This is a genomic window from Sporosarcina sp. FA15 (assembly GCF_051550195.1).
Taxonomy (GTDB): domain Bacteria; phylum Bacillota; class Bacilli; order Bacillales_A; family Planococcaceae; genus Sporosarcina; species Sporosarcina psychrophila.
The window spans coordinates 799,922-819,016 of record NZ_CP188818.1; the positions used below are offsets into that span (position 1 = coordinate 799,922).

Annotated in this window: 22 protein-coding genes; 16 read left to right on the forward strand and 6 right to left on the reverse strand. The window is 42.3% G+C overall.

Features of this window, described 5'->3' with window-relative positions:
• Position 1 precedes the first annotated feature (1 nt).
• Positions 2-694, forward strand: coding sequence for a 5'-methylthioadenosine/S-adenosylhomocysteine nucleosidase (mtnN, locus tag ACP8HG_RS03850; RefSeq protein WP_067208280.1), 693 nt, complete (start codon positions 2-4; stop codon positions 692-694).
• 316 nt (positions 695-1,010) lie between these two features.
• Here mtnN and sigK read toward each other — a convergent pair whose 3' ends face one another.
• A complete protein-coding gene (gene sigK / locus ACP8HG_RS03855) occupies positions 1,011-1,718 on the reverse strand; it encodes an RNA polymerase sporulation sigma factor SigK (RefSeq protein ID WP_067208284.1) in 708 nt (235 codons plus the stop codon).
• Between the two features lie 481 nt (positions 1,719-2,199).
• Here sigK and ACP8HG_RS03860 point away from each other — a divergent pair, with 481 nt between their 5' ends.
• The 11 genes from ACP8HG_RS03860 (at position 2,200) to ACP8HG_RS03910 (ending at position 11,110) form a co-directional block, all read left to right on the forward strand.
• The gene (locus ACP8HG_RS03860) at positions 2,200-2,718 is read left to right on the forward strand and encodes a YqeG family HAD IIIA-type phosphatase (protein ID WP_067213911.1); all 519 of its coding nucleotides are present in this window, start codon (positions 2,200-2,202) and stop codon (positions 2,716-2,718) included.
• Positions 2,719-2,720: 2 nt separating this feature from the next.
• On the forward strand, positions 2,721-3,821 hold the full coding sequence (gene yqeH, locus ACP8HG_RS03865; RefSeq protein WP_187047491.1) for a ribosome biogenesis GTPase YqeH: 1,101 nt from the start codon (positions 2,721-2,723) through the stop codon (positions 3,819-3,821).
• 13 nt (positions 3,822-3,834) lie between these two features.
• A complete protein-coding gene (gene aroE, locus ACP8HG_RS03870; protein WP_438298209.1) occupies positions 3,835-4,662 on the forward strand; it encodes a shikimate dehydrogenase in 828 nt (275 codons plus the stop codon).
• Positions 4,663-4,668: 6 nt separating this feature from the next.
• Positions 4,669-4,959, forward strand: coding sequence for a ribosome assembly RNA-binding protein YhbY (gene yhbY / locus ACP8HG_RS03875; protein ID WP_067208293.1), 291 nt, complete (start codon positions 4,669-4,671; stop codon positions 4,957-4,959).
• 15 nt (positions 4,960-4,974) lie between these two features.
• On the forward strand, positions 4,975-5,568 hold the full coding sequence (locus ACP8HG_RS03880; RefSeq protein WP_067208296.1) for a nicotinate-nucleotide adenylyltransferase: 594 nt from the start codon (positions 4,975-4,977) through the stop codon (positions 5,566-5,568).
• Positions 5,534-6,097: a bis(5'-nucleosyl)-tetraphosphatase (symmetrical) YqeK gene (gene yqeK / locus ACP8HG_RS03885; RefSeq protein WP_438298210.1), complete on the forward strand. Its 564-nt coding sequence runs from the start codon at positions 5,534-5,536 to the stop codon at positions 6,095-6,097. Before ACP8HG_RS03880 ends, yqeK begins: the two co-directional genes overlap by 35 nt.
• A gap of 4 nt (positions 6,098-6,101) precedes the next feature.
• Complete coding sequence (rsfS, locus tag ACP8HG_RS03890) at positions 6,102-6,449, forward strand: ribosome silencing factor (RefSeq protein WP_067208302.1); 348 nt, start codon at positions 6,102-6,104, stop codon at positions 6,447-6,449.
• Positions 6,446-7,186 carry a class I SAM-dependent DNA methyltransferase gene (locus tag ACP8HG_RS03895; protein WP_067208305.1) on the forward strand — a complete coding sequence of 247 codons (741 nt, stop codon included), beginning with the start codon at positions 6,446-6,448 and terminating at the stop codon, positions 7,184-7,186. Before rsfS ends, ACP8HG_RS03895 begins: the two co-directional genes overlap by 4 nt.
• Positions 7,187-7,412: 226 nt before the next feature.
• Positions 7,413-8,099 (forward strand): helix-hairpin-helix domain-containing protein, encoded by a 687-nt coding sequence (locus ACP8HG_RS03900; RefSeq protein ID WP_438298211.1) that lies wholly within the window; start codon positions 7,413-7,415, stop codon positions 8,097-8,099.
• Between the two features lie 159 nt (positions 8,100-8,258).
• Positions 8,259-8,822 (forward strand): ComE operon protein 2, encoded by a 564-nt coding sequence (locus tag ACP8HG_RS03905; protein WP_438298212.1) that lies wholly within the window; start codon positions 8,259-8,261, stop codon positions 8,820-8,822.
• Positions 8,819-11,110: a DNA internalization-related competence protein ComEC/Rec2 gene (locus ACP8HG_RS03910; RefSeq protein ID WP_438298213.1), complete on the forward strand. Its 2,292-nt coding sequence runs from the start codon at positions 8,819-8,821 to the stop codon at positions 11,108-11,110. Before ACP8HG_RS03905 ends, ACP8HG_RS03910 begins: the two co-directional genes overlap by 4 nt.
• Positions 11,111-11,164: 54 nt before the next feature.
• On the opposite strand, the gene ACP8HG_RS03915 is transcribed toward ACP8HG_RS03910, so the two are convergent.
• Positions 11,165-11,299, reverse strand: coding sequence for a YqzM family protein (locus ACP8HG_RS03915; RefSeq protein WP_082786541.1), 135 nt, complete (start codon positions 11,297-11,299; stop codon positions 11,165-11,167).
• A 373-nt stretch (positions 11,300-11,672) separates the two neighbouring features.
• Between ACP8HG_RS03915 and holA the strand changes: the two genes are divergently transcribed.
• On the forward strand, positions 11,673-12,689 hold the full coding sequence (gene holA / locus ACP8HG_RS03920; protein WP_438298214.1) for a DNA polymerase III subunit delta: 1,017 nt from the start codon (positions 11,673-11,675) through the stop codon (positions 12,687-12,689).
• A gap of 61 nt (positions 12,690-12,750) precedes the next feature.
• On the opposite strand, the gene rpsT is transcribed toward holA, so the two are convergent.
• The gene (gene rpsT / locus ACP8HG_RS03925) at positions 12,751-13,002 is read right to left on the reverse strand and encodes a 30S ribosomal protein S20 (protein WP_067208317.1); all 252 of its coding nucleotides are present in this window, start codon (positions 13,000-13,002) and stop codon (positions 12,751-12,753) included.
• A gap of 349 nt (positions 13,003-13,351) precedes the next feature.
• Between rpsT and gpr the strand changes: the two genes are divergently transcribed.
• The 3 genes from gpr to lepA are packed head-to-tail and all read left to right on the forward strand — an operon-like array spanning position 13,352 to position 17,166.
• Positions 13,352-14,395 carry a GPR endopeptidase gene (gpr, locus tag ACP8HG_RS03930; protein WP_067208319.1) on the forward strand — a complete coding sequence of 348 codons (1,044 nt, stop codon included), beginning with the start codon at positions 13,352-13,354 and terminating at the stop codon, positions 14,393-14,395.
• Positions 14,396-14,438: 43 nt separating this feature from the next.
• Complete coding sequence (spoIIP, locus tag ACP8HG_RS03935; RefSeq protein WP_399631914.1) at positions 14,439-15,287, forward strand: stage II sporulation protein P; 849 nt, start codon at positions 14,439-14,441, stop codon at positions 15,285-15,287.
• 55 nt (positions 15,288-15,342) lie between these two features.
• Positions 15,343-17,166, forward strand: a complete 1,824-nt coding sequence (lepA, locus tag ACP8HG_RS03940) for a translation elongation factor 4 (RefSeq protein ID WP_067208324.1) — start codon at positions 15,343-15,345, stop codon at positions 17,164-17,166.
• A 93-nt stretch (positions 17,167-17,259) separates the two neighbouring features.
• Here lepA and ACP8HG_RS03945 read toward each other — a convergent pair whose 3' ends face one another.
• From ACP8HG_RS03945 to ACP8HG_RS03955, 3 genes are all read right to left on the reverse strand, one after another.
• The gene (locus ACP8HG_RS03945) at positions 17,260-17,715 is read right to left on the reverse strand and encodes a tyrosine-type recombinase/integrase (RefSeq protein WP_257722514.1); all 456 of its coding nucleotides are present in this window, start codon (positions 17,713-17,715) and stop codon (positions 17,260-17,262) included.
• Between the two features lie 504 nt (positions 17,716-18,219).
• Positions 18,220-18,363, reverse strand: coding sequence for a YjcZ family sporulation protein (locus ACP8HG_RS03950; RefSeq protein ID WP_082786542.1), 144 nt, complete (start codon positions 18,361-18,363; stop codon positions 18,220-18,222).
• A 191-nt stretch (positions 18,364-18,554) separates the two neighbouring features.
• Positions 18,555-18,734: a hypothetical protein gene (locus ACP8HG_RS03955; RefSeq protein ID WP_438298215.1), complete on the reverse strand. Its 180-nt coding sequence runs from the start codon at positions 18,732-18,734 to the stop codon at positions 18,555-18,557.
• Positions 18,735-19,095: the final 361 nt, after the last annotated feature.

A 19,095-nucleotide genomic window follows, 5' to 3' on the forward strand; every position in this document is an offset into this window, starting at 1 on the left:
TATGAAGATAGCAGTAATTGGCGCAATGGAAGAAGAAGTAATACTCTTACGTGAAGAAATAGATTCAGGTCTTGCGACAACAATTGCAGGGTGTGAATTCATCGAAGGGAAAATCGGTGAGCATGATGTTGTACTTGTGAAAAGTGGGATTGGTAAAGTAAACGCCGCGATTGCAACGACGTTATTACTAAGCAATTATAAGCCGGATGTTGTTCTTAATACAGGTTCAGCAGGGGGATTCCATGATTCACTTGAAGTCGGCACGGTCGTTATTTCCAATGAAGTGCGTCATCATGATGTCGATGTAACTGCTTTTGGCTACGAGCATGGTCAAGTTCCAGGACAACCAGCAGCGTATCCAGCAGATTTAGGGCTTGTGGATGCAGCTCGTGCTGCTGTCGATGAAGTAGGAGCACATGCACATGCTACAGGACTTATCGCTTCGGGTGACACGTTTATGAGCAATACTGAACATGTTAAAAAAGTGAAAGAGACATTCCCTCTGATGATCGCTGCGGATATGGAAGCATCGGCCGTCGCTCAAGTATGCCATCAGTTTGGTACGCCGTTTGTTGTCATTCGGGCATTATCAGATATTGCAGGAAAAGAGTCACCAATTAGTTTTGATGAGTTCCTTCCAGTTGCGGCACGTCATTCCACAGATATTGTTTTAAAAGTCATCTCGAAACTTTAAGCATTTCATGGTAAGATAGGTATATGAATAGATCTTGCAGATATTCTTTTTCGAGGAGGGATTTAACTATGTTATTTTTAATGGCAGGCGTGTTTATCGCAACAACAATTATTGCAGTTGTCATCTCCCGTGAGGTTAGCGCGGACTGAGCTGTAAAAGAAGAGGCGTTTCCTATGCTGGGATCACTCCCGCGTGGAAACGCCTTTTCTTTATTACTTATGGAATTATAAAATCTTGCACTGTGGATAACCTACAAATGAAGGTAATTCACGTCAAGACTCTAGTGCCACTGAACAGGTGCTTGCGCTTTTGGTCCTTAATTTGAATCATTGTATTCATGTTTGAATAGCTGGTACAGTTTAACGATTGCGCGTTTTTCGATACGAGAGACATAGCTTCTCGAAATGTCGAGCTGCTCGGCAATTTCTTTTTGCGTCATAGGCAGGTCATCTAACAGACCATATCGTCTTTGAATGATTTCAAGTTCCCGGCCGTCAAGTTTTCCAAGATGTCTGTACAACCTTTCTTTTCTTTCTTTTTGTTCGACTGCATCGACCGGCGATTCATCATCTGTTTGAAGCAAATCAGCAATTTGCAAGGATTGGCCATCTTTATCCATACCGATCGGATCAAAGAGGGAGACGTCTTTTTGTACCTTTTTCTGTGTTCGTAAATACATGAGTATTTCATTTTCAATACAGCGAGCGGCGTATGTGGCCAGTTTCGTTTTGCGATCCGGAGTGAAACTGTTTACCGCCTTCATGAGTCCAATTGTTCCAATTGAGATATAATCATCAAGTAGTTCGTGTTTTGGGTGGAATTTTTTTACGATGTGGGCGACGAGCCGCATATTACGTTCAATCAATTCATCTCGAGCATCTTCGTCGCCTTCTGCAAGACGTTGCAGGCAAGCTGCTTCTTCCTCTTTGGATAGAGGGCGCTGGAAAGCCTGCCCTCTAATATAGCCAATCACTGCAGGAATTTCGAGCCATAGCTGGACAATCGCCATGACAAACCCGCTCATCGGGCCACCTCCTGTGTCGTTGTATGACAGCATATGCGGTCGGCTCTTGCCGTATCACCGTTTTTTTAGTCGGACAGGCGATAAAGGATGTCCTAATTTAAGCCAGCTTGATGTGAGATGAACGTAACTTGCGTTTCTCTAATCGAGTCGGCGCCTTGCGCTTTTCTTAGTGTCTAGACTCCGGGCGCCAGCCCCTCGAGTCGCTTCGGTCTTGCCGAAAAGGCAAAGAGCGCCTTTATCGTCAAGCCTTCCAGCGCTTTTCGGGGCTAAACGGCGCCTTGCGCTTTTCTTAGTGTCTAGGCTCCAGGCGCCAGCCCCTCGAGTCGCTTCGGTCTTGCCGAAAAGGCAAAGAGCGCCTTTATCGTCAAGCCTTCCAGCGCTTTTCGGGGCTAAACGGCGCCTTGCGCTTTTCTTATCAATGCGTGTAAGTTGCATTGTTATGTTATAATCGTTTCAGATTAAGTACTATATCGGAGTGGATATCGTGTATAAGTATTTTTTACCAGATGAGTATGTAAAAGACATTTTTCATATTCAACCTGAATTATTAAAAGATAAAGGAATCAAAGGGGTAATCACGGACCTGGACAATACGCTTGTCGCGTGGGACAGGCCGGATGCAACACCTGAAATCATCGAATGGATAACATCAATGCAAGATGCGGGCATACAGGTTACCATTGTTTCAAATAACAATGAAATGCGTGTTAAAGCCTTTTGCGAACCTCTTGGCATTCCATTCATAAATGATGCACGTAAGCCAATGCGGAAATCATTCCAAAAGGCACTCATTTCTATGAACGTCAAAAAAGAGGAAGTCGTCGTCATCGGTGACCAGTTGCTAACCGATATACTCGGCGGTAACAGAAAAGGGCTACATACGATACTCGTAGTGCCTGTCGCGACGTCAGACGCCGCTATTACGAAGTTCAACAGGAAGATTGAAAGAAGGATCATGGCGGGATTGAAACGCCGTGGCTTGATTAAGTGGGAGGAATAAGCTTGGAAGAAATTAAATGTATCGGTTGTGGAATAACAATCCAGACTGAAGACCCGAAATTGGAAGGCTATACGCCACCAGCTTCTTTAGAAAAAGAAGACGTTATTTGCAAGCGTTGTTTCCGACTGCGCAATTATAATGAATTACAACCCGTATCATTATCGGGCGATGATTTCCTCGCTATTTTAAATGGTATTGGTCAAAAAGACGGTTTGGTCGTTAAAATCGTCGATATTTTCGACTTCAATGGTAGCTGGATAAACGGTCTGCACCGCTTTGTTGGCAATAAAGATATTTTATTAATCGGTAATAAGGCAGATATTTTACCGAAATCAATTAACCCGAACCGTCTTATCAACTGGATGAAAGCTGAAGCGGCTAAACTTGGCTTAAAACCTGTTGATGTTTTACTTGTTTCTGCTCATAAAGGCAAAGGAATGGAAGAAGCACTCACAGCGATTGATAAACATCGCCGTGGGAAAGACGTCTATGTAGTCGGCTGCACGAACGTCGGGAAATCAACGTTCATCAATCGCATCATTAAAGGGGCGACTGGTATTGGAGAAGTAATTACGACTTCTCATTTCCCAGGAACAACTTTAGATCTTGTTGAAATTCCATTTGAAGATGGCAAAGCAATTTATGATACACCTGGTATTATTAATCATCATCAGATTGCACATCATTTGGATGCAAATGATTTGAAGGCAATCACACCTAAAAAAGAATTGAAACCGTCAGTATTCCAGCTGAACGCTGAACAGACACTATATATCGCTGGTCTTGCACGTTTTGACTTTATTTCTGGTGACCGTTCGTCGTTTACAATTCATGTTTCGAATGAATTATCAATTCACCGGACAAAGCTTTCCAATGCGGATCATTTGTACAAAGAACACCTTGGTGGGATGCTAGCGCCGCCGTCTGGTGAATCACTTGAAACGTTACCACCATTTGTCCGTCATGAATTTTCGATTAAAAAAGCGAAAACAGACATTGTAATTTCAGGGCTAGGTTGGATCACGATTCAGCATCCTAATGTAGTAGTCGCAATTCATGCACCTCGTGGGGTAGACGTTGTACTACGCCCTTCATTAATCTAAGGAGGGACTCATTATGAAAAAGTGGTATGCGGTTATCGGAGATCCAATCAAACAGTCAATGTCTCCGAGCATGCACGAAGCTTGGTTTGATGAAGAAAGTATAGACGCAGCCTATATCCCAATACATGTAACTGAAGACAGACTCCGGGAAGCAGTAGAGGGCTTAAAGAACTTAGGCTGTTCAGGATTTAATGTCACTGTTCCGCATAAAAGTGCTATTATCCCGTTTCTTAATCAGTTGGATTCTTCCGCGCGACAAATGAACGCAGTGAATACTGTCCACGTACTCGAGGATGGCACACTTGTGGGCTCCAATACGGACGGCAAGGGATTTGTCCGATCTTTGGAGGTAGCCTGTGGTGAGCAGTGTAAGGATAAAAAAGTTCTCGTTATTGGCGCAGGCGGCGCTGCACGCGGTATCGCTTTTGCACTTCATTCCGCGGGATACGGCCCTATCTTTATCACGAACCGTACACTGGAGAAAGCCGTACAATTAGCAACTGAACTTTCCGATTCGGCGGTTCTATCGGTAGCGGAGGCAGAATTATCTTTAGCCGAATTTGGTTTAATCGTCCAGACGACATCCGTTGGCATGAACTTTTCACAACAAGGAATGCCTTTAAACCCGGAAAATATGTCTGAAGGAACTGTTGTTGCCGATATTATCTATAACCCACTTGAAACGGCATTCCTTGCAGAAGCCCGTAAAAGGGGAGCAAGCACAATGAATGGGGTCGGCATGTTCGTCCATCAAGGAGCGCTTACGTTCGAGACATGGACAGAAGTCCGCCCTGAAACAGGATTTATGATTGACAAAATAACGACAACTCTTGGAGGATAAATAACTATGTTAACTAATAAACAAAAAAGCTTTCTTCGCGGCGAATCGAATCGTCTACAACCACTTGTCCATATTGGTAAAAGTGGTTTAACAGAATCGGTCATCACGCAGATTGAAGAAGCGCTTGAAGCAAAAGAATTAATCAAAGTAACAATTCTACAAAACTGTGACCAAGATAAAAATGAAATTGCAGCGAAACTTGAAGAACAAGTAGGCATTGAAGTCGTTCAAGTTATCGGCAAGATCATTGTTTTATATAAAGAATCAGTTGAGAAAAAACGGATCGAACTTCCATAAGTGAGGTAAGCCCATATGAAAAAGATTGGCATTCTTGGCGGTACATTTAACCCGCCTCATATCGGTCATCTAATTGTTGCGAATGAAGTAAAGCAATCCCTCGGTCTTGATGAAGTTCGATTAATGCCGACGGCGGTTCCACCGCATAAAACTGCACCTGGTGATGCGACTGCTGAACAGCGTTTGCAGATGGTGGAACTTGCTGTGATGGCTATTGATGGCTTGACTGTGTCTGCTTTTGAAGTAGGACGTGGCGGTGTTTCTTATACGTTTGATACAATGAGACAATTGACACAAATTGAACCGGAGATTGAATTTTACTTTATAATCGGCGGTGATATGATTGATTTGTTGCCTAAATGGCACCGGATTGAAGAACTTGTCACTCTTGTCAATTTCGTAGGTGTTGGACGTCCAGGGACTAACGGAACAACGGATTATCCAATCATTATGGTGGATATCCCACAAATTGAGTTGTCTTCAACATTGATTCGACAACGCTTTTCTGAGAATGGTGCCGTCCAATTGCTTATCCCGCCTGCAGTGGAAGCTTTTATTCGCGAGGAGGGTTTGTATGGAAGTTGCACAGTTGAAAATAGAAATCGCTAAACGTATGCCGAAACAACGTTATGAACACGTTTTACGGGTAACGGAAACGGCAAAAAGATTAGCTGAGAAGTATCGACTTCCAGTGATTAAAGCTGAGCAAGCGGCGCTATTTCATGATATTGCAAAATTCATGGACAAGGCTGACCTGCATCAAGTTTTAAACACAGCAAACGAAGATTCACGGCTCTTGTCATTTCATCATGAGTTGTGGCATGCTCCAGTTGGGGCGATTATCGCACGAGATGAATTTGGGATTAGTGACGCGGATATCCTAAACGCAATCCGCTATCATACAACCGGTCGGGCGACTATGTCCCCGCTCGAAAAGTTGATCTATGTTTCTGATATGATTGAACCTGGACGCCGCTTTCCAGGAGTGGATGAGTTAAGAGTAAAAGCTGAAGAAAACCTTGATACAGCAATGGAAGCTTGCATTTATCAGTCAGTGCAGTTTCTTGTGAATAAAAGAGTACCGGTTTTTCCGGACTCAATAGACTGTTACAATCAGTTAATAAGAAGGGAACAGTGAAATTATGACTACTACATTACTAGAAACAGCTTATAAAGCAATCGACGATAAAAAAGGCGAGGACATTGTTGTACTGAATATGGAAGGGGTATCACTTATCGCGGACCAATTTATTATCTGTCATGCAAATTCAGGACGCCAAGTCCAAGCAATTGCAAAAGAAGTAGCTGACAAAGCTTCTGAAGCTGGATTTATTACAAAAAGAATCGAAGGAATGGATATGGCAAGATGGGTACTCGTTGATTTAGGCGATGTTGTCGTTCACGTATTCCATAAAGATGAACGCGGTTACTACAACCTTGAAAAGCTTTGGGGAGACGCACCAATGTTGGACATGGCTGAAGAAAGATGAATCAGGCTTATTCCGAATTCGCTTCTGTCTACGATGAACTAATGACCGATATTCCCTATGACGCCTACATTGATATTATTGATGTAGCGGCAGGGGGGATTGATGGTAAACGTGTGCTAGATATCGGATGTGGAACAGGCCTTTTATCCATGAAACTTGCTAAGCAAGGAGCACAAGTGACTGGGATCGATCTTTCTGCCGACATGTTAGTGGTGGCAGAAGAGCGTGCACAGTCGCTTTCTTTGCCTGTGCAATTTATCGAACAACCTATGCAACAGCTAGAGGGGTTTGCGGACTATGATATCGCGGTTATCGCCATTGATTCGTTAAACTATTTATCGAATCGTGAAGATGTGCTATCGACATTTCGGCAAATCCATTCGGCCCTTGCGGTTGGTGGAAAATTGATCTTTGATGTCCATTCAACTTTTAAAACGGATGTCATCTTCATGGAAGGTCCTTTTACTTTTGATAATGGTCGAATAACATACATATGGATAACGGAAGAAGGCGAAGAACTTCACTCCGTTTATTCTGAACTGGCTTTTTTCGTTAAGAGCGAAAGTGGGTTGTATAGGCGTTTTGATGAGGTTCACACGCAACGAACGTTTCCAGTAAGTGACTATGCAGATATGCTTATGGACACAGGTTTTTCGATTGAACGGATTTTTGCAGATTGGGAAGATGAAGCGCCACACGAAGAAAGCGAACGAATATTTTTCCAAGTCAGAAAATAAACCTTTTCATTTTATTCGGTGAGGGGTTAGCCCTCACTGAATAAAATTAAGCCTCCGACGGATGTCACAGATTTTCAGATGAATTATCGAGCAAGGTCAGGCCTGCGTGATGCAGGTCAGTTAGCCATTGTCGCAAGGATGCGACGTTCTTTGGCTAACTTCTTTACTTGATCTGGACGCAAATACGCCAAGGCAGATTTGATTTTTGGTCGGCATTCATTTATAGTTGAATGTACTCCATATGGATGCCGCCGAAGAAAGGGTGACTGTACTGTTTCTTTCGTTTGTATCCGGTAAATGGCGTAAGATTATAACCCCAATTGCAGCAATCGCTGTCATATCCGCTTTTCTGTTCTTCCCCAAAGGACAGGCTGACGATAATACGTTTGTCATGAGCGAACAAAACCCATTCCCTGAATTGATTGAAGAAAAGATTGAAGAAGAAATTGTAAGTAGTATTCAAATTGCTCCAGCTCCCATCGTTGTCGATGTGAAAGGCGCTGTTAGGCACCCCGGTGTCTATTCGATGCAAGATGGAGACCGCCTGATAGATGCTATAAACGCAGCAGGCGGCTATTTACCAAACGCTGACTCTAGAATGTTGAACCATGCTATGAAACTGGCGGATGAATTCGTCGTCTATGTACCGATCATTGGAGAAGAAGTACTAGATATTTCTTTCACTCCATTAAGCGGTGCAAGTGCGCCCCAAGATGACGGAAAAGTCAATATTAATACCGCGGATGAAAAAGAATTGATGACGATCCCAGGTGTGGGACCCTCAAAAGCGGCAGCAATTGTTCAATACCGAACGGATCATGGCGATTTTAAATCACCGGAATCATTGATGGAAGTGTCTGGAATCGGTCAGAAAACATTTGAAAAACTAGAATCTCAGATTACTGTGAATTAAATGGAGTACATTCTATATTAATTGAACTATTGAATTTCATATAAGAGCTTAGCGTAGGCGCCTTCCAGGGGTAGCCGAAGCGGTATGGAGTGGAATCTTTCATATAGCCTATATAGTAGGGAAACATATTAAACGAAATAAATATTGGAGGCATTCACAATGGAGCGAATAACGTGGGACCAGTTTTTTATGGCCCAGTGCCATCTATTAGCAGTAAGAAGTACATGTACAAGACTTTCTGTCGGAGCATCAATTGTAAGAGATAACCGGATCATTGCAGGCGGCTACAACGGTTCCATATCAGGGGGAGACCACTGTATTGACCATGGTTGCTATGTCATTGAGAGCCACTGTGTGAGGACAATCCATGCAGAGATGAATGCATTGCTGCAATGTTCGAAGTATGGCATACCTGTTGCAGGATCAACGCTGTATGTGACGCACTTCCCATGCCTACAATGTTCGAAAGCAATTATTCAAGCAGGCATTAAGCATGTCATCTATGCAACAGATTATAAAAACGACGAATATGCATTAAAGTTATTTACACAGTCGGATGTTTCCGTTCAGCATATTCCGTTCAATGAAAAGAAAGTCGACTTTTCCAGCGAAAGTAAGTTAGAACTTATCAATGAAATGCTTCTAAAAATGCAGGCACTAGGCGCTGGGAATGAAGAACTTGCCCCCTATAAAAAAAGGGTGGATAGCTTATTCGACAAATGATTTCACGTGTACGTTTCATGTATTTAGCAATCCCGGTCGCCGTATCAGCATTTGCTGTATACGGTCCGGTTTATCTATTACTCTGTAATTTATTTCTTCTTCCCATCTTCTTGAGTAGAAAAGAAGATTTCCTCACACCTATCCTCGCGGTTGCGACCGCTACCTTCTCTTTTTTCTATATTTCAGCGACGATTCCTATAATCAAAGAATCCGGCGATGCAACCCTTAGCATCTCTTGGACCGATAATGTGAAAATTGATGGTGGCAAGATGAAGGGATTTGCTAAAACATCTACCGGTGAAACAGTATACGCCATCTATACAATTAGCAGTGAACAACAAAAAACTCGTTTTCTTGAGATGAATATCCCGTCCGTGACATTCACGATGTCAGGTTCATTTCGCAAACCGGATATTCCTTCACATGATTATTCTTTCGACATGACGAAGTATATGAGAATGTATGGAGCATCAGGGCTATTTGAATCTGAGACGATTATTCAGGTAGAAAAAAATTCTGGTATCAGTACACGATTATCTGGACAGAGGCGGAAAGTGAAAAATCATATCGGGGCTACATTCCCTGAGACGCTGAAAGTGGAAGCTGAAGCTTTGCTTATTGGTGATCGAAGCGGGATGGATGAAGAACTGGCATCAAGTTATCGGACACTTGGCATTACACATCTTTTTGCGATTTCAGGGTTGCACGTCGGACTGCTTACATTCATGTTGCGGGAATTGCTACTAAGAGCAACTATAAGGAAAGAAACAATTGATACACTTGTTATGGCACTGTTGCCTCTGTATGCCGTTATGGCTGGAGGGGCACCTTCAGTCTGGCGTGCGGTATCGGTGACTATACTCGTCCTTCTCGCGTCGTCAGGGAGGGTGAAGGTGAGACTGGATGATGCACTGGCGATAAGTGCAGCTTGTTTTATCCTCTATCAACCATTTATTCTATTTCAGCCAGGTTTTCAGTTGTCTTACTTGGCAGCTTGTTCACTCGTCTATTCTTCCGGTATTTTAGCCAAGGCAAAGACTGCTTTTGGTGTATCGTTTCTCGTCACGTCAATCAGCCAACTTTCTTTGTATCCAGTATTACTATTTCATTTTCATGAGCTGTCGATTTCATCATTTGTTGTTAATCTTGCTTATGTACCTCTATATTCACTCATTATTTTGCCAGCAAACATTGTTTTACTAATCATGACATCGATATTGCCGAAGGTTGCTGGTCTATTATTCATGGTATATGAGCCTTTCAGGGGAATCGTAGGAGGAGTAACAAGTTGGATATCTTATTTACCCTATCAACTATGGACTCCAGGAAAACCGGATGCGCTTTGGACATCTATAGCTGTAGCAGGAGTCTTGCTGTTCTTTATGCGCAGTGAAGAAGGGGCCAATGTTTTTAAGTCGTTGCCAATTGTGCTCGTGCCTGCACTCGTCATTCATTTCATACCGTACATGGACAGCTCGTTAAAGGTAACATTTTTAGATGTCGGACAAGGGGACAGTATCGTTATCGAATTGCCTTATCGGCAAGCGGTATATGTGATTGACGCGGGCGGAACCATTACATTTGGCGACCCGAATTGGAAAACGCCTACAAAGCAGTTTGAAGTAGGTCGAAAAATCGTTGTTCCTTATTTGAAAGGCCGAGGTATTGCAAAAATTGATAAACTAATTATTTCTCACGCCGATGCGGATCATATGGAAGGGGCAGATGAAGTTTTAGAAGAGCTGACAGTTGGTGAAATTCATATTGCACCAGGAAGTGAATTTGAAGTAGCGATGAAAGAAATCATGCAGATTGTAGGGGACAAACGCATTCCGATGTTGTCGATGAAAGAAGGAGTCTCTTGGACAAAAGGGAGCTCGAATTTTCATTATGTGGCACCTAAAGAAGGGAAATATGATGGGAATGCAAGTTCACTTGTCCTTTTCATGAAAACATCGGGACCTTCGTTTTTATTGACAGGAGATATGGAAAAAGAGGGAGAAGCTCAATTTCTTCGCGACTACGGGCATTCTGATTTCGGTCCCGTCATTTTGAAAGCGGGGCATCATGGCAGCAGGACATCGAGTACGGAGCCATTTGTCGACGTGCTTCGTCCAGAACTAACCATCTTTTCGGCAGGTCGAAACAGCAGATACGGACATCCTCACCCTGAGGTCGTCGCAACGTTTGAAAAGAAGGGGTTACCAACAATGTCAACCGCTGAATTTGGGTCGGTTACTGTAACTGTTAAAAAAGATCATTTCGAAGTTTCGAGTATGAAAAAATAAAAAAACGAACACAACACCCTGGATAGGATGTGTTGTCCGTTTTTTTCAAACATATTAGCCAGCGACTACGTCGATTATAGTAGCAATAACAAAAATAGCTGAGAATGCTACGAAAGCGACTACAAAGCCGATTCCTGAATCGATTAAATCATTACGTTTGGACTGTACATCATGTTCAAACTCATTCATTGCTACACCTCCTGATTCCATTATAGTATAGATGATTCCATGGTAAAAATCCATAGCAATCAACTTTTTAAACATGTCCGGCTGGAACTGACACAATTTGTCCATACAGTCGTTTTGCTATACTGTATAATTGGAATGTATTTAATTTGATTCAGCAATTTTTTTGTACTGAAAGCGAAGCGTCAGATATAGAAGTTCCCCCTATTATAAGCAGTGGGATGAATGGTAAAACGCTTATACATCGATGGTGGGCAAGTTTCTTGCTGATTAGGGGAACCCAGACTAAAATCGTCGGATCCTGCGGGCACAAGTGCAATTAAAAATTTGGACGAAATTGCGCTGAGGCGTAATCGATTTGGAAGAGGTGAATAATGTGGCAAATGCAATATGGAAAAAAATAGCTGCTGGGGAAATCGATCCGGTCTACTTATTGACTGGTCTCGAACAACATCTATTCGACTCCACAATTACACGGCTGAAAAAAGCATTACCTGACATTGATGCTGCATCAGTCATTCGGTTTGATTTGGATGAGACACCTGTAGAAGCAGTCATGGAAGAGGCGGATACACTACCATTCCTTGAAGACCGAAAATTAATTATAGCTGGAAACGCATCATTTTTAAAAGCATCAGATAAAACCAGAGAGAAAGTGACACATAATTTGGAGCTGTTGGAAGCTTGGCTGGCAAATCCTTCACCAACGGCAACGGTTGTATTTATAGCACCATATGAAAAACTGGATGCACGAAAACGGATTACCAAAATAATAAAAGAACATGCGACTGTCATAGAATCAAAACGACTGCAAGGGAAGGATCTGTTCACGTGGATTCAGCAGGAAGCGGGGGCAAATGGATCACGAATTGGACCAACTGAAGCAGAATTTCTCGTGAAAATGGCGGGGGATGACCTGCTTGCTTTGTCATCTGAAATTGGTAAAATGGCTACCTATTTGAATGGTAATGGGGATATTACGGCAGATGTAATTGAGTCGCTCGTACCACGGACTCCAGAAATGGATGTCTTCCGATTAACAGATGCCTACGTTTCTGGAAAAGTGTCGAATACCGTGGCCATCTACCATGACTTATTACGTAACGGTGAAGAGCCAATCATGTTGACTTCACTTATTGCAAGTCAAGTTAGGCTCATGGTCCATGTGGGTTTACTTCAGAAAAAAGGATACCAGCAACATCAAATTGCAAAAACGTTAAGTGTTCATCCGTACCGTGTGAAATTAATGATGGAGAATAGAAGTCTGCCAAGTTCTGAACGTTTGCTATTGATCTTAAGTAAGCTTGCGGCCATTGACTATAAATTGAAATCATCTAGTGGGAAAAGAGAACGAATTCTGGAGTTGTTCTTTATGGAGCCGTTGAGAAAATAAAAAATGACAATAAAAAAAGAAAGGTCGTCCGATAATCGGGCGGCCTTTCTTAGGTTGAAAATTAAAGTGCTTTTTTAGTAAGACGTGCTTTTTGACGTGATGCAGTATTTTTATGGATAAGGCCTTTACGTGCAGCAGTATCCATTTTTTTGATCGCATCTCTTAGTAGGCCAGTAGCGTTTTCGTCTTTAGCGTCAAGAGCAGTTTCAGCTTTACGTACAGCAGTACGCATCGCGTGCTTTGTATTCGAGTTTTGCTCGTTCGCAGCATTGCTTTGTTTTACGCGTTTGATTGCAGATTTAATGTTTGGCATTTCATTCACCTCCAATTTCAGGTAAGGCAAGAGTGTTTCCACGAAGTTTCGGATATCTCTTTCACAACAAGCATTATTTTATCAAATCAAGCGCCAGATTGCAAGAACAAATGCGCAAGCATCTGTTCAGCCCCATCAAGTACTGGACGTGAAATCCTTATGTTAGAAAATATCTACAAGTCGAGATTTTTATTAATTCCCCAGCAACTAGAAATTTAAAGAAGTGGTGGCGTAGTTCGTAGCGTTCTGTCGGCCCTGAGCATAGAGCATGCTGGAGACAGGATAATTAATCAAAGAACAAAGAATATTTCTGAGTCACATCGCACAAACTTAAAGGTGAGGTGATTGTATGGAGAAGTATGATTTTTATCGAACGGATCTTCTAGATGAGAGTGAAGAAGTAGTCCGTCACCGGACGGCGGATGACAAAAATAAGTTGAAAGAATCAGATGGGGTTTTGTTTGGCGAAAAAAGATTAGGTCGGGTCATTGTGACTTCTGTAAAAGTCGATGCGCAAGGTGAGGAAAAGATCGGGAAGAAGCAGGGAACTTATATTACGCTGACAGTTCCGGCACTTACAGCGGATGATCGAGAAGGACTTGCTGATATGTCGCGTGTGTTAATCGAAAAACTGGATGAAATCCTTGTGGATATTACCACGCTCAAAACGGGAAAGATTCTTTTAATAGGTCTTGGCAATCGTGACATCACGCCCGATGCTGTGGGCCCACTGACGATGGACAGGTTGCGAGATATTGTGCCTGGCTATTATTCCGAAGAGGGCAGCGAAGTATTCGTCTATGCGCCTGGTGTGACGATTCAAACGGGTTTGGAAACATCGGACTTTGTAAAAGCTCTTGTTACTGAAATAAAACCCGACTTACTTATCGTCATCGACGCACTTGCGGCAAGAGATAGTTCAAGGCTTTGCCGAACGATTCAATTGACGGATACGGGTATCCATCCAGGATCTGGTGTTGGCAATAGCCGTAAAGAGATTTCAAAAGAAGTACTTGGAATACCTGTAATCGCAATCGGAATTCCGACTGTCGTTGACGGTCCTGTTCTAATAGCGGATGCCATCAATTCCATGTTTGGTTATATTGCTTCAAAAATAGAGGAGAAGGACAGTCCTTCATCAAGACTTTCCGTTACGCCGTGGCTGCACACTGAAAATAAGGATGCTGACCGAGCTAATCTGCTACCAATCTTTGGTGATTGGGCGACGTGGCCGCACGAAGACCGTATCCAGTTGTTTGAAGAAGTGTTGACGAACCATGAATTACGGACATTTGTCTCTCCGAAAGAGATTGATTCATGGGTTTCACTTTATGCGGAATCACTTGCCGATTCATTGACGAACTGGATTTCGACTATAAAAAACAGTCATTAACTCGTGTTCCAACGCATATAGTTGGAACACGGAGGGATGCCATTTGAAAAAAACACTGCAAATATGGGGCACACTTATCTTATTTCTCTTCCTGTTTCCAATGATTATCACAACATTTCCGAAGGGACAGTCGGCGAAATCTTCTAATCTCGTGAAAGAGTCTACTTACATGGTATACGCCGCAAATATTTTGGAAGAGGAAACAGAAACAGAAACAGAAACAGAAAAAGAGCCAGAACCAGAGTCGGAGCTAATGCCAATACAAGCATCAGAGGCAGAAGGGAAAGCATTACTCTATTTCACCCATTACCACGAAGCCTTTAAACCTGTGACACAGGCGAAAGAAGGAAAAATCACTGTATCCCACCAAACTGAAAACATTACAAAATTTGGTGAGAAATTAAAAACGCAACTACAATTCAACGGAATTGAAACGGATATGATAGCTGTAGAGGTGCCCCATACCGGTGCCTATAATGCAATCCGACCACATGTCAAGAAGAAAATACAGGAAAAAAAGTATGATTTGATAATCGATCTTCACAGGGATTCGGCTGGTCCGGATATAACAACAATTGCGTTCAATGATGAACAATATGCGAAAGTGGCATTTGTTATAGGCATGGAACATTCGAACTTTGAGCGTAATCGAGCAAATGCTGTGCTACTGAAGAATGAAATGGAACTGCTTGTACCGGGGATAACACGAAACCTAGTCATGAAGCACGGGCCAGGTGTTGATGGAAAGTATAATCAGGACCTTGATCCGTCTCTTCTTGTCGTGGAACTAGGAGGAATCGGCAACACTGAAGATCAACTAAATCGAACAATTGCTGTCTTAGCGAAGGCGGCTACAACTGTCATTGAAAATTCTAATCGTGCCGAATATTGAAGTATGCGCGGTTCACTGCTATAATTCATATAGCTAAAATAGGAGTGAACTGACTATGAATCATGAACAGAGAGCAGCACGTCAAAAGAATATCCGGAACTTTTCCATCATCGCTCATATCGATCACGGGAAATCAACATTGGCGGATCGTATTCTAGAACAAACCCAAACGTTAACAGCAAGAGAAATGAAGACACAAACGTTGGATTCGATGGATCTTGAAAGAGAACGCGGAATCACAATCAAATTGAATGCGGTGCAGTTGACGTATGCAGCTAAAGACGGGCAGGAATACACATTCCACCTGATCGATACGCCAGGACACGTCGACTTTACATACGAAGTGTCTCGAAGTCTTGCAGCTTGTGAAGGTGCAATCCTTGTTGTCGATGCGGCGCAAGGAATTGAAGCACAAACACTGGCAAACGTTTACTTGGCAATTGATAATGAGCTTGAAATTTTACCGGTTATCAATAAAATTGATTTACCCGCAGCAGATCCGGAACGTGTGAGAAAAGAAATTGAAGATGTTATTGGGCTGGACGCTTCAGAAGCAGTCCTTGCATCGGCAAAAGCAGGTATCGGAATCGTAGATATTTTGGAACAGATTGTAGAAAAGGTTCCAGCTCCACTGGGGGATCCGGATGCTCCGCTCCAAGCGCTTATTTTTGACTCGCATTATGACCCATACAAAGGGGTTATTGTTAATATTCGAATTATGCAAGGTACGGTTAAGCCAGGCGATAAGATTCACATGATGGCGACTGGTAAAGATTTCGAGGTACTTGAAACAGGTGTCTTCACACCAAAAATATCACCCCGAGATGAATTGACTGTCGGAGACGTTGGCTATTTATCCGCTTCGATTAAGAATGTTGGAGATACACGAGTTGGGGACACGATTACAAGCGTGAAAAACCCTGCAAGCGAACCGCTAGCTGGTTATCGCCGGATGAATCCGATGGTGTTCTGTGGACTATATCCAATTGATACATCAAAATATAATGAACTGCGTGATGCACTTGAGAAATTAGAATTGAATGACTCAGCACTTGAATTCGAAGCAGAAACATCACAAGCACTTGGTTTCGGTTACCGTTGTGGATTCCTTGGTCTCTTGCATATGGAGATTATTCAGGAACGGATTGAACGAGAATTCAATGTAGACTTGATCACAACAGCACCGAGTGTTATTTATAATGTCGTACTTACAGATGGTTCTGAAATGAAAGTGGACAACCCTGCAATGATGCCGGATGCACAAAAAGTCGATTATGTTGAAGAACCATATGTAAAAGCATCTATTATGGTGCCTAACGAATATGTCGGTTCTGTTATGGAACTGTGCCAGCATAAACGGGGGAACTTCATGACAATGGACTACCTGGATTCAACACGTGTCAATATCATTTATGAACTGCCACTTGCAGAAATCGTCTATGACTTCTTTGACCAATTGAAATCTGGTACGAAAGGGTATGCATCACTTGACTATGAACTGATTGGCTACAAACAATCGAAACTCGTCAAAATGGACATTCTCCTAAACGGCGAGCACGTCGATGCATTCAGTTTTATCGTCCACAAAGACTTCTCATATGATCGCGGAAAAGCGATTGTTGAAAAGTTACGTAAACTAATCCCAAGACAACAGTTTGAAGTGCCTGTACAGGCAGCTATCGGACAAAAGATTGTCGCACGTTCAACAATCAAGTCAATGGGTAAAAACGTTCTTGCTAAATGTTACGGCGGAGATATCTCCCGTAAACGTAAACTTCTTGATAAACAAAAAGAAGGTAAAAAACGTATGAAACAAGTAGGATCGGTTGAAGTGCCTCAAGAAGCATTTATGGCTGTCTTGAAAATGGACGAGGATTAATCATTTTAGGTATAGGCTTTTGGAGTTTGTAGAACTTGCGAAAATGGTCGTTTGCCATCCCCTTGCCATCCTTTGAAAAAGCGGGATGGCAAGTTATTCAATATCACGTATGGCTTGTTCGAAAATATCAACTGACGCATTTTGCATCTTCTGCGTTAAGTGTGAGTAGGTATCAATCGTGATAGCAGACCTACTGTGACCAAGACGCGCTTGGATGTCTTTCACCTTTGCGCCGTTCTCCATGAGCATCGTGGCATGAATGTGGGGTAGCGAATGGAAGTTGAATTCAATTCCAAGTTTTTCTTGCATTTTTTGTGTATTATATTTAATAACAGACGGCGTGACGATGCTTCCACATTCCTTCACGCATACATGATTTGATTCAGTATAGTGAGCACCGTATTTTAGCTTATTCTTTATAAGCCAAATGCGGTGCTTTTTTAATATATACACTAAGGTTTGACCAATATGAATTTCTCTTTCTGAGGAAGCAGCCTTTGTTGGATCTAAAACCCAAACACCTTCTTTGTTAATCATTGCCTGTTCAATCCTTAGCGTACCTCTATCAGAATTTTTTTGGGGATTTCACAACTGGAAAATTAGTTTCTTCGCGATTGAAAATATGGACATCATGAGTGATATACGCTATTTAGAAGGCGGCAAAGGAATCATGGAAGGAAGTTCCTTGAAGAGAAAGACATCACTACTTAAACGATGACTGAGGACGACAATGGTAAGTAGATCCTCGTGAACAATGATACTGATGAAATACAAAAAGCAAGAAAACCACGGCCGAAATACTTAAAAGTCGTGAAATAAAAAACTCACTTTCTAAGCTGTAACTTAGAAAGTGAGCAAAAAGTGGGGGTAACCCAATACTATATGTCACCACTATATCCTAAATGACTGGATTTTAGTAGTGGGTGCTGTTTCCATAGAAAAGTAGTACCCCGTACCAAATGGTATTAACTCCTGGACTGTTGACTTATAAAGGGAAGGTACTGCTAATTCCTTAAAGGGAAGGGAAACGAAATTTGGTAATCAGCTCAAAACTCAACAGTCGTCTCCTCCGTTGTTTAAGAAACATGCGCCAACAATAATCAAAAGAATAAACAGAACAATTAGTAAGGCGAATCCTGAACCGAACCCTGAACGATTTTCAGGTCCGCAACCGTATCCGTAACCTGCATAACCCATAAAGTACACCTCCTAAAACGAATTAATTCATTCTATGCCGGTAATTATCGATTGTCTGGTTCATTTGTTTAGTAAAAAAATATTCTTTATTCGCTGTAGGCACGATGAGCGAGTGTGAGAGAGAGCGCGCATGTGTACCTACAGCTCTTAAATAGTATATTCAAATATATTAAGAATGCTGGGGATTCAACTCAGAAAGAAATAAAAATAGTAGGACCAAAATAAGTGCCACTCACTGCAGGATAACGAGATTCATGTACCAACGGAAGAGTGAATCCATATGCCATCCATTCCAAAAAGAAAACAGCGCAGACAATAATCAGCTTCATTGCGGCAAGCTCTTCTGAACTCACTAGCTGAACTTGAGTCATTGAAAAAAGAGTTATGTGAAAAGTGTAAGGGTGTCGGAAGTAATAATAAAAGCACGCTCTATATATGAGGCTGCGGGGCGGTTGATTACACGTGTGAAATCGGTCAGGAGTTATTGAATTCAATAATTGAATGTTCTGAAGCAGAAGTGGAAAAAGTGAAAAAGGTGGCGAGGAAAGAACCTGCTGAAATTACTGAAGAAGCGGTAAACGAAATGAGGGAAGCGGTATGAAGTATGCAGCGATTGCGAAGGAGATAGGTGTGATTTTGCAGCCACTCACTAATTGTCGTCAAAACTGGGATTTGCAAAAGTAAGGGAGCAGCACCAGGAGTGGAATCATCATTCCAAAATCTCGTTTTTAT

What these genes read in the sequence shown, in the direction of transcription:
- mtnN (WP_067208280.1), top strand. Translation starts at nt 2, where the DNA reads ATGAAGATAGCAGTAATTGGCGCAATGGAAGAAGAAGTAATACTCTTA.
- sigK (WP_067208284.1), bottom strand. Translation starts at nt 1,718, where the DNA reads ATGAGCGGGTTTGTCATGGCGATTGTCCAGCTATGGCTCGAAATTCCT.
- aroE (WP_438298209.1), top strand. Translation starts at nt 3,835, where the DNA reads ATGAAAAAGTGGTATGCGGTTATCGGAGATCCAATCAAACAGTCAATG.
- yhbY (WP_067208293.1), top strand. Translation starts at nt 4,669, where the DNA reads ATGTTAACTAATAAACAAAAAAGCTTTCTTCGCGGCGAATCGAATCGT.
- ACP8HG_RS03880 (WP_067208296.1), top strand. Translation starts at nt 4,975, where the DNA reads ATGAAAAAGATTGGCATTCTTGGCGGTACATTTAACCCGCCTCATATC.
- yqeK (WP_438298210.1), top strand. Translation starts at nt 5,534, where the DNA reads ATGGAAGTTGCACAGTTGAAAATAGAAATCGCTAAACGTATGCCGAAA.
- rsfS (WP_067208302.1), top strand. Translation starts at nt 6,102, where the DNA reads ATGACTACTACATTACTAGAAACAGCTTATAAAGCAATCGACGATAAA.
- ACP8HG_RS03895 (WP_067208305.1), top strand. Translation starts at nt 6,446, where the DNA reads ATGAATCAGGCTTATTCCGAATTCGCTTCTGTCTACGATGAACTAATG.
- ACP8HG_RS03905 (WP_438298212.1), top strand. Translation starts at nt 8,259, where the DNA reads ATGGAGCGAATAACGTGGGACCAGTTTTTTATGGCCCAGTGCCATCTA.
- ACP8HG_RS03910 (WP_438298213.1), top strand. Translation starts at nt 8,819, where the DNA reads ATGATTTCACGTGTACGTTTCATGTATTTAGCAATCCCGGTCGCCGTA.
- ACP8HG_RS03915 (WP_082786541.1), bottom strand. Translation starts at nt 11,299, where the DNA reads ATGAATGAGTTTGAACATGATGTACAGTCCAAACGTAATGATTTAATC.
- rpsT (WP_067208317.1), bottom strand. Translation starts at nt 13,002, where the DNA reads ATGCCAAACATTAAATCTGCAATCAAACGCGTAAAACAAAGCAATGCT.
- gpr (WP_067208319.1), top strand. Translation starts at nt 13,352, where the DNA reads ATGGAGAAGTATGATTTTTATCGAACGGATCTTCTAGATGAGAGTGAA.
- lepA (WP_067208324.1), top strand. Translation starts at nt 15,343, where the DNA reads ATGAATCATGAACAGAGAGCAGCACGTCAAAAGAATATCCGGAACTTT.
- ACP8HG_RS03950 (WP_082786542.1), bottom strand. Translation starts at nt 18,363, where the DNA reads ATGGGTTATGCAGGTTACGGATACGGTTGCGGACCTGAAAATCGTTCA.
- ACP8HG_RS03955 (WP_438298215.1), bottom strand. Translation starts at nt 18,734, where the DNA reads ATGACTCAAGTTCAGCTAGTGAGTTCAGAAGAGCTTGCCGCAATGAAG.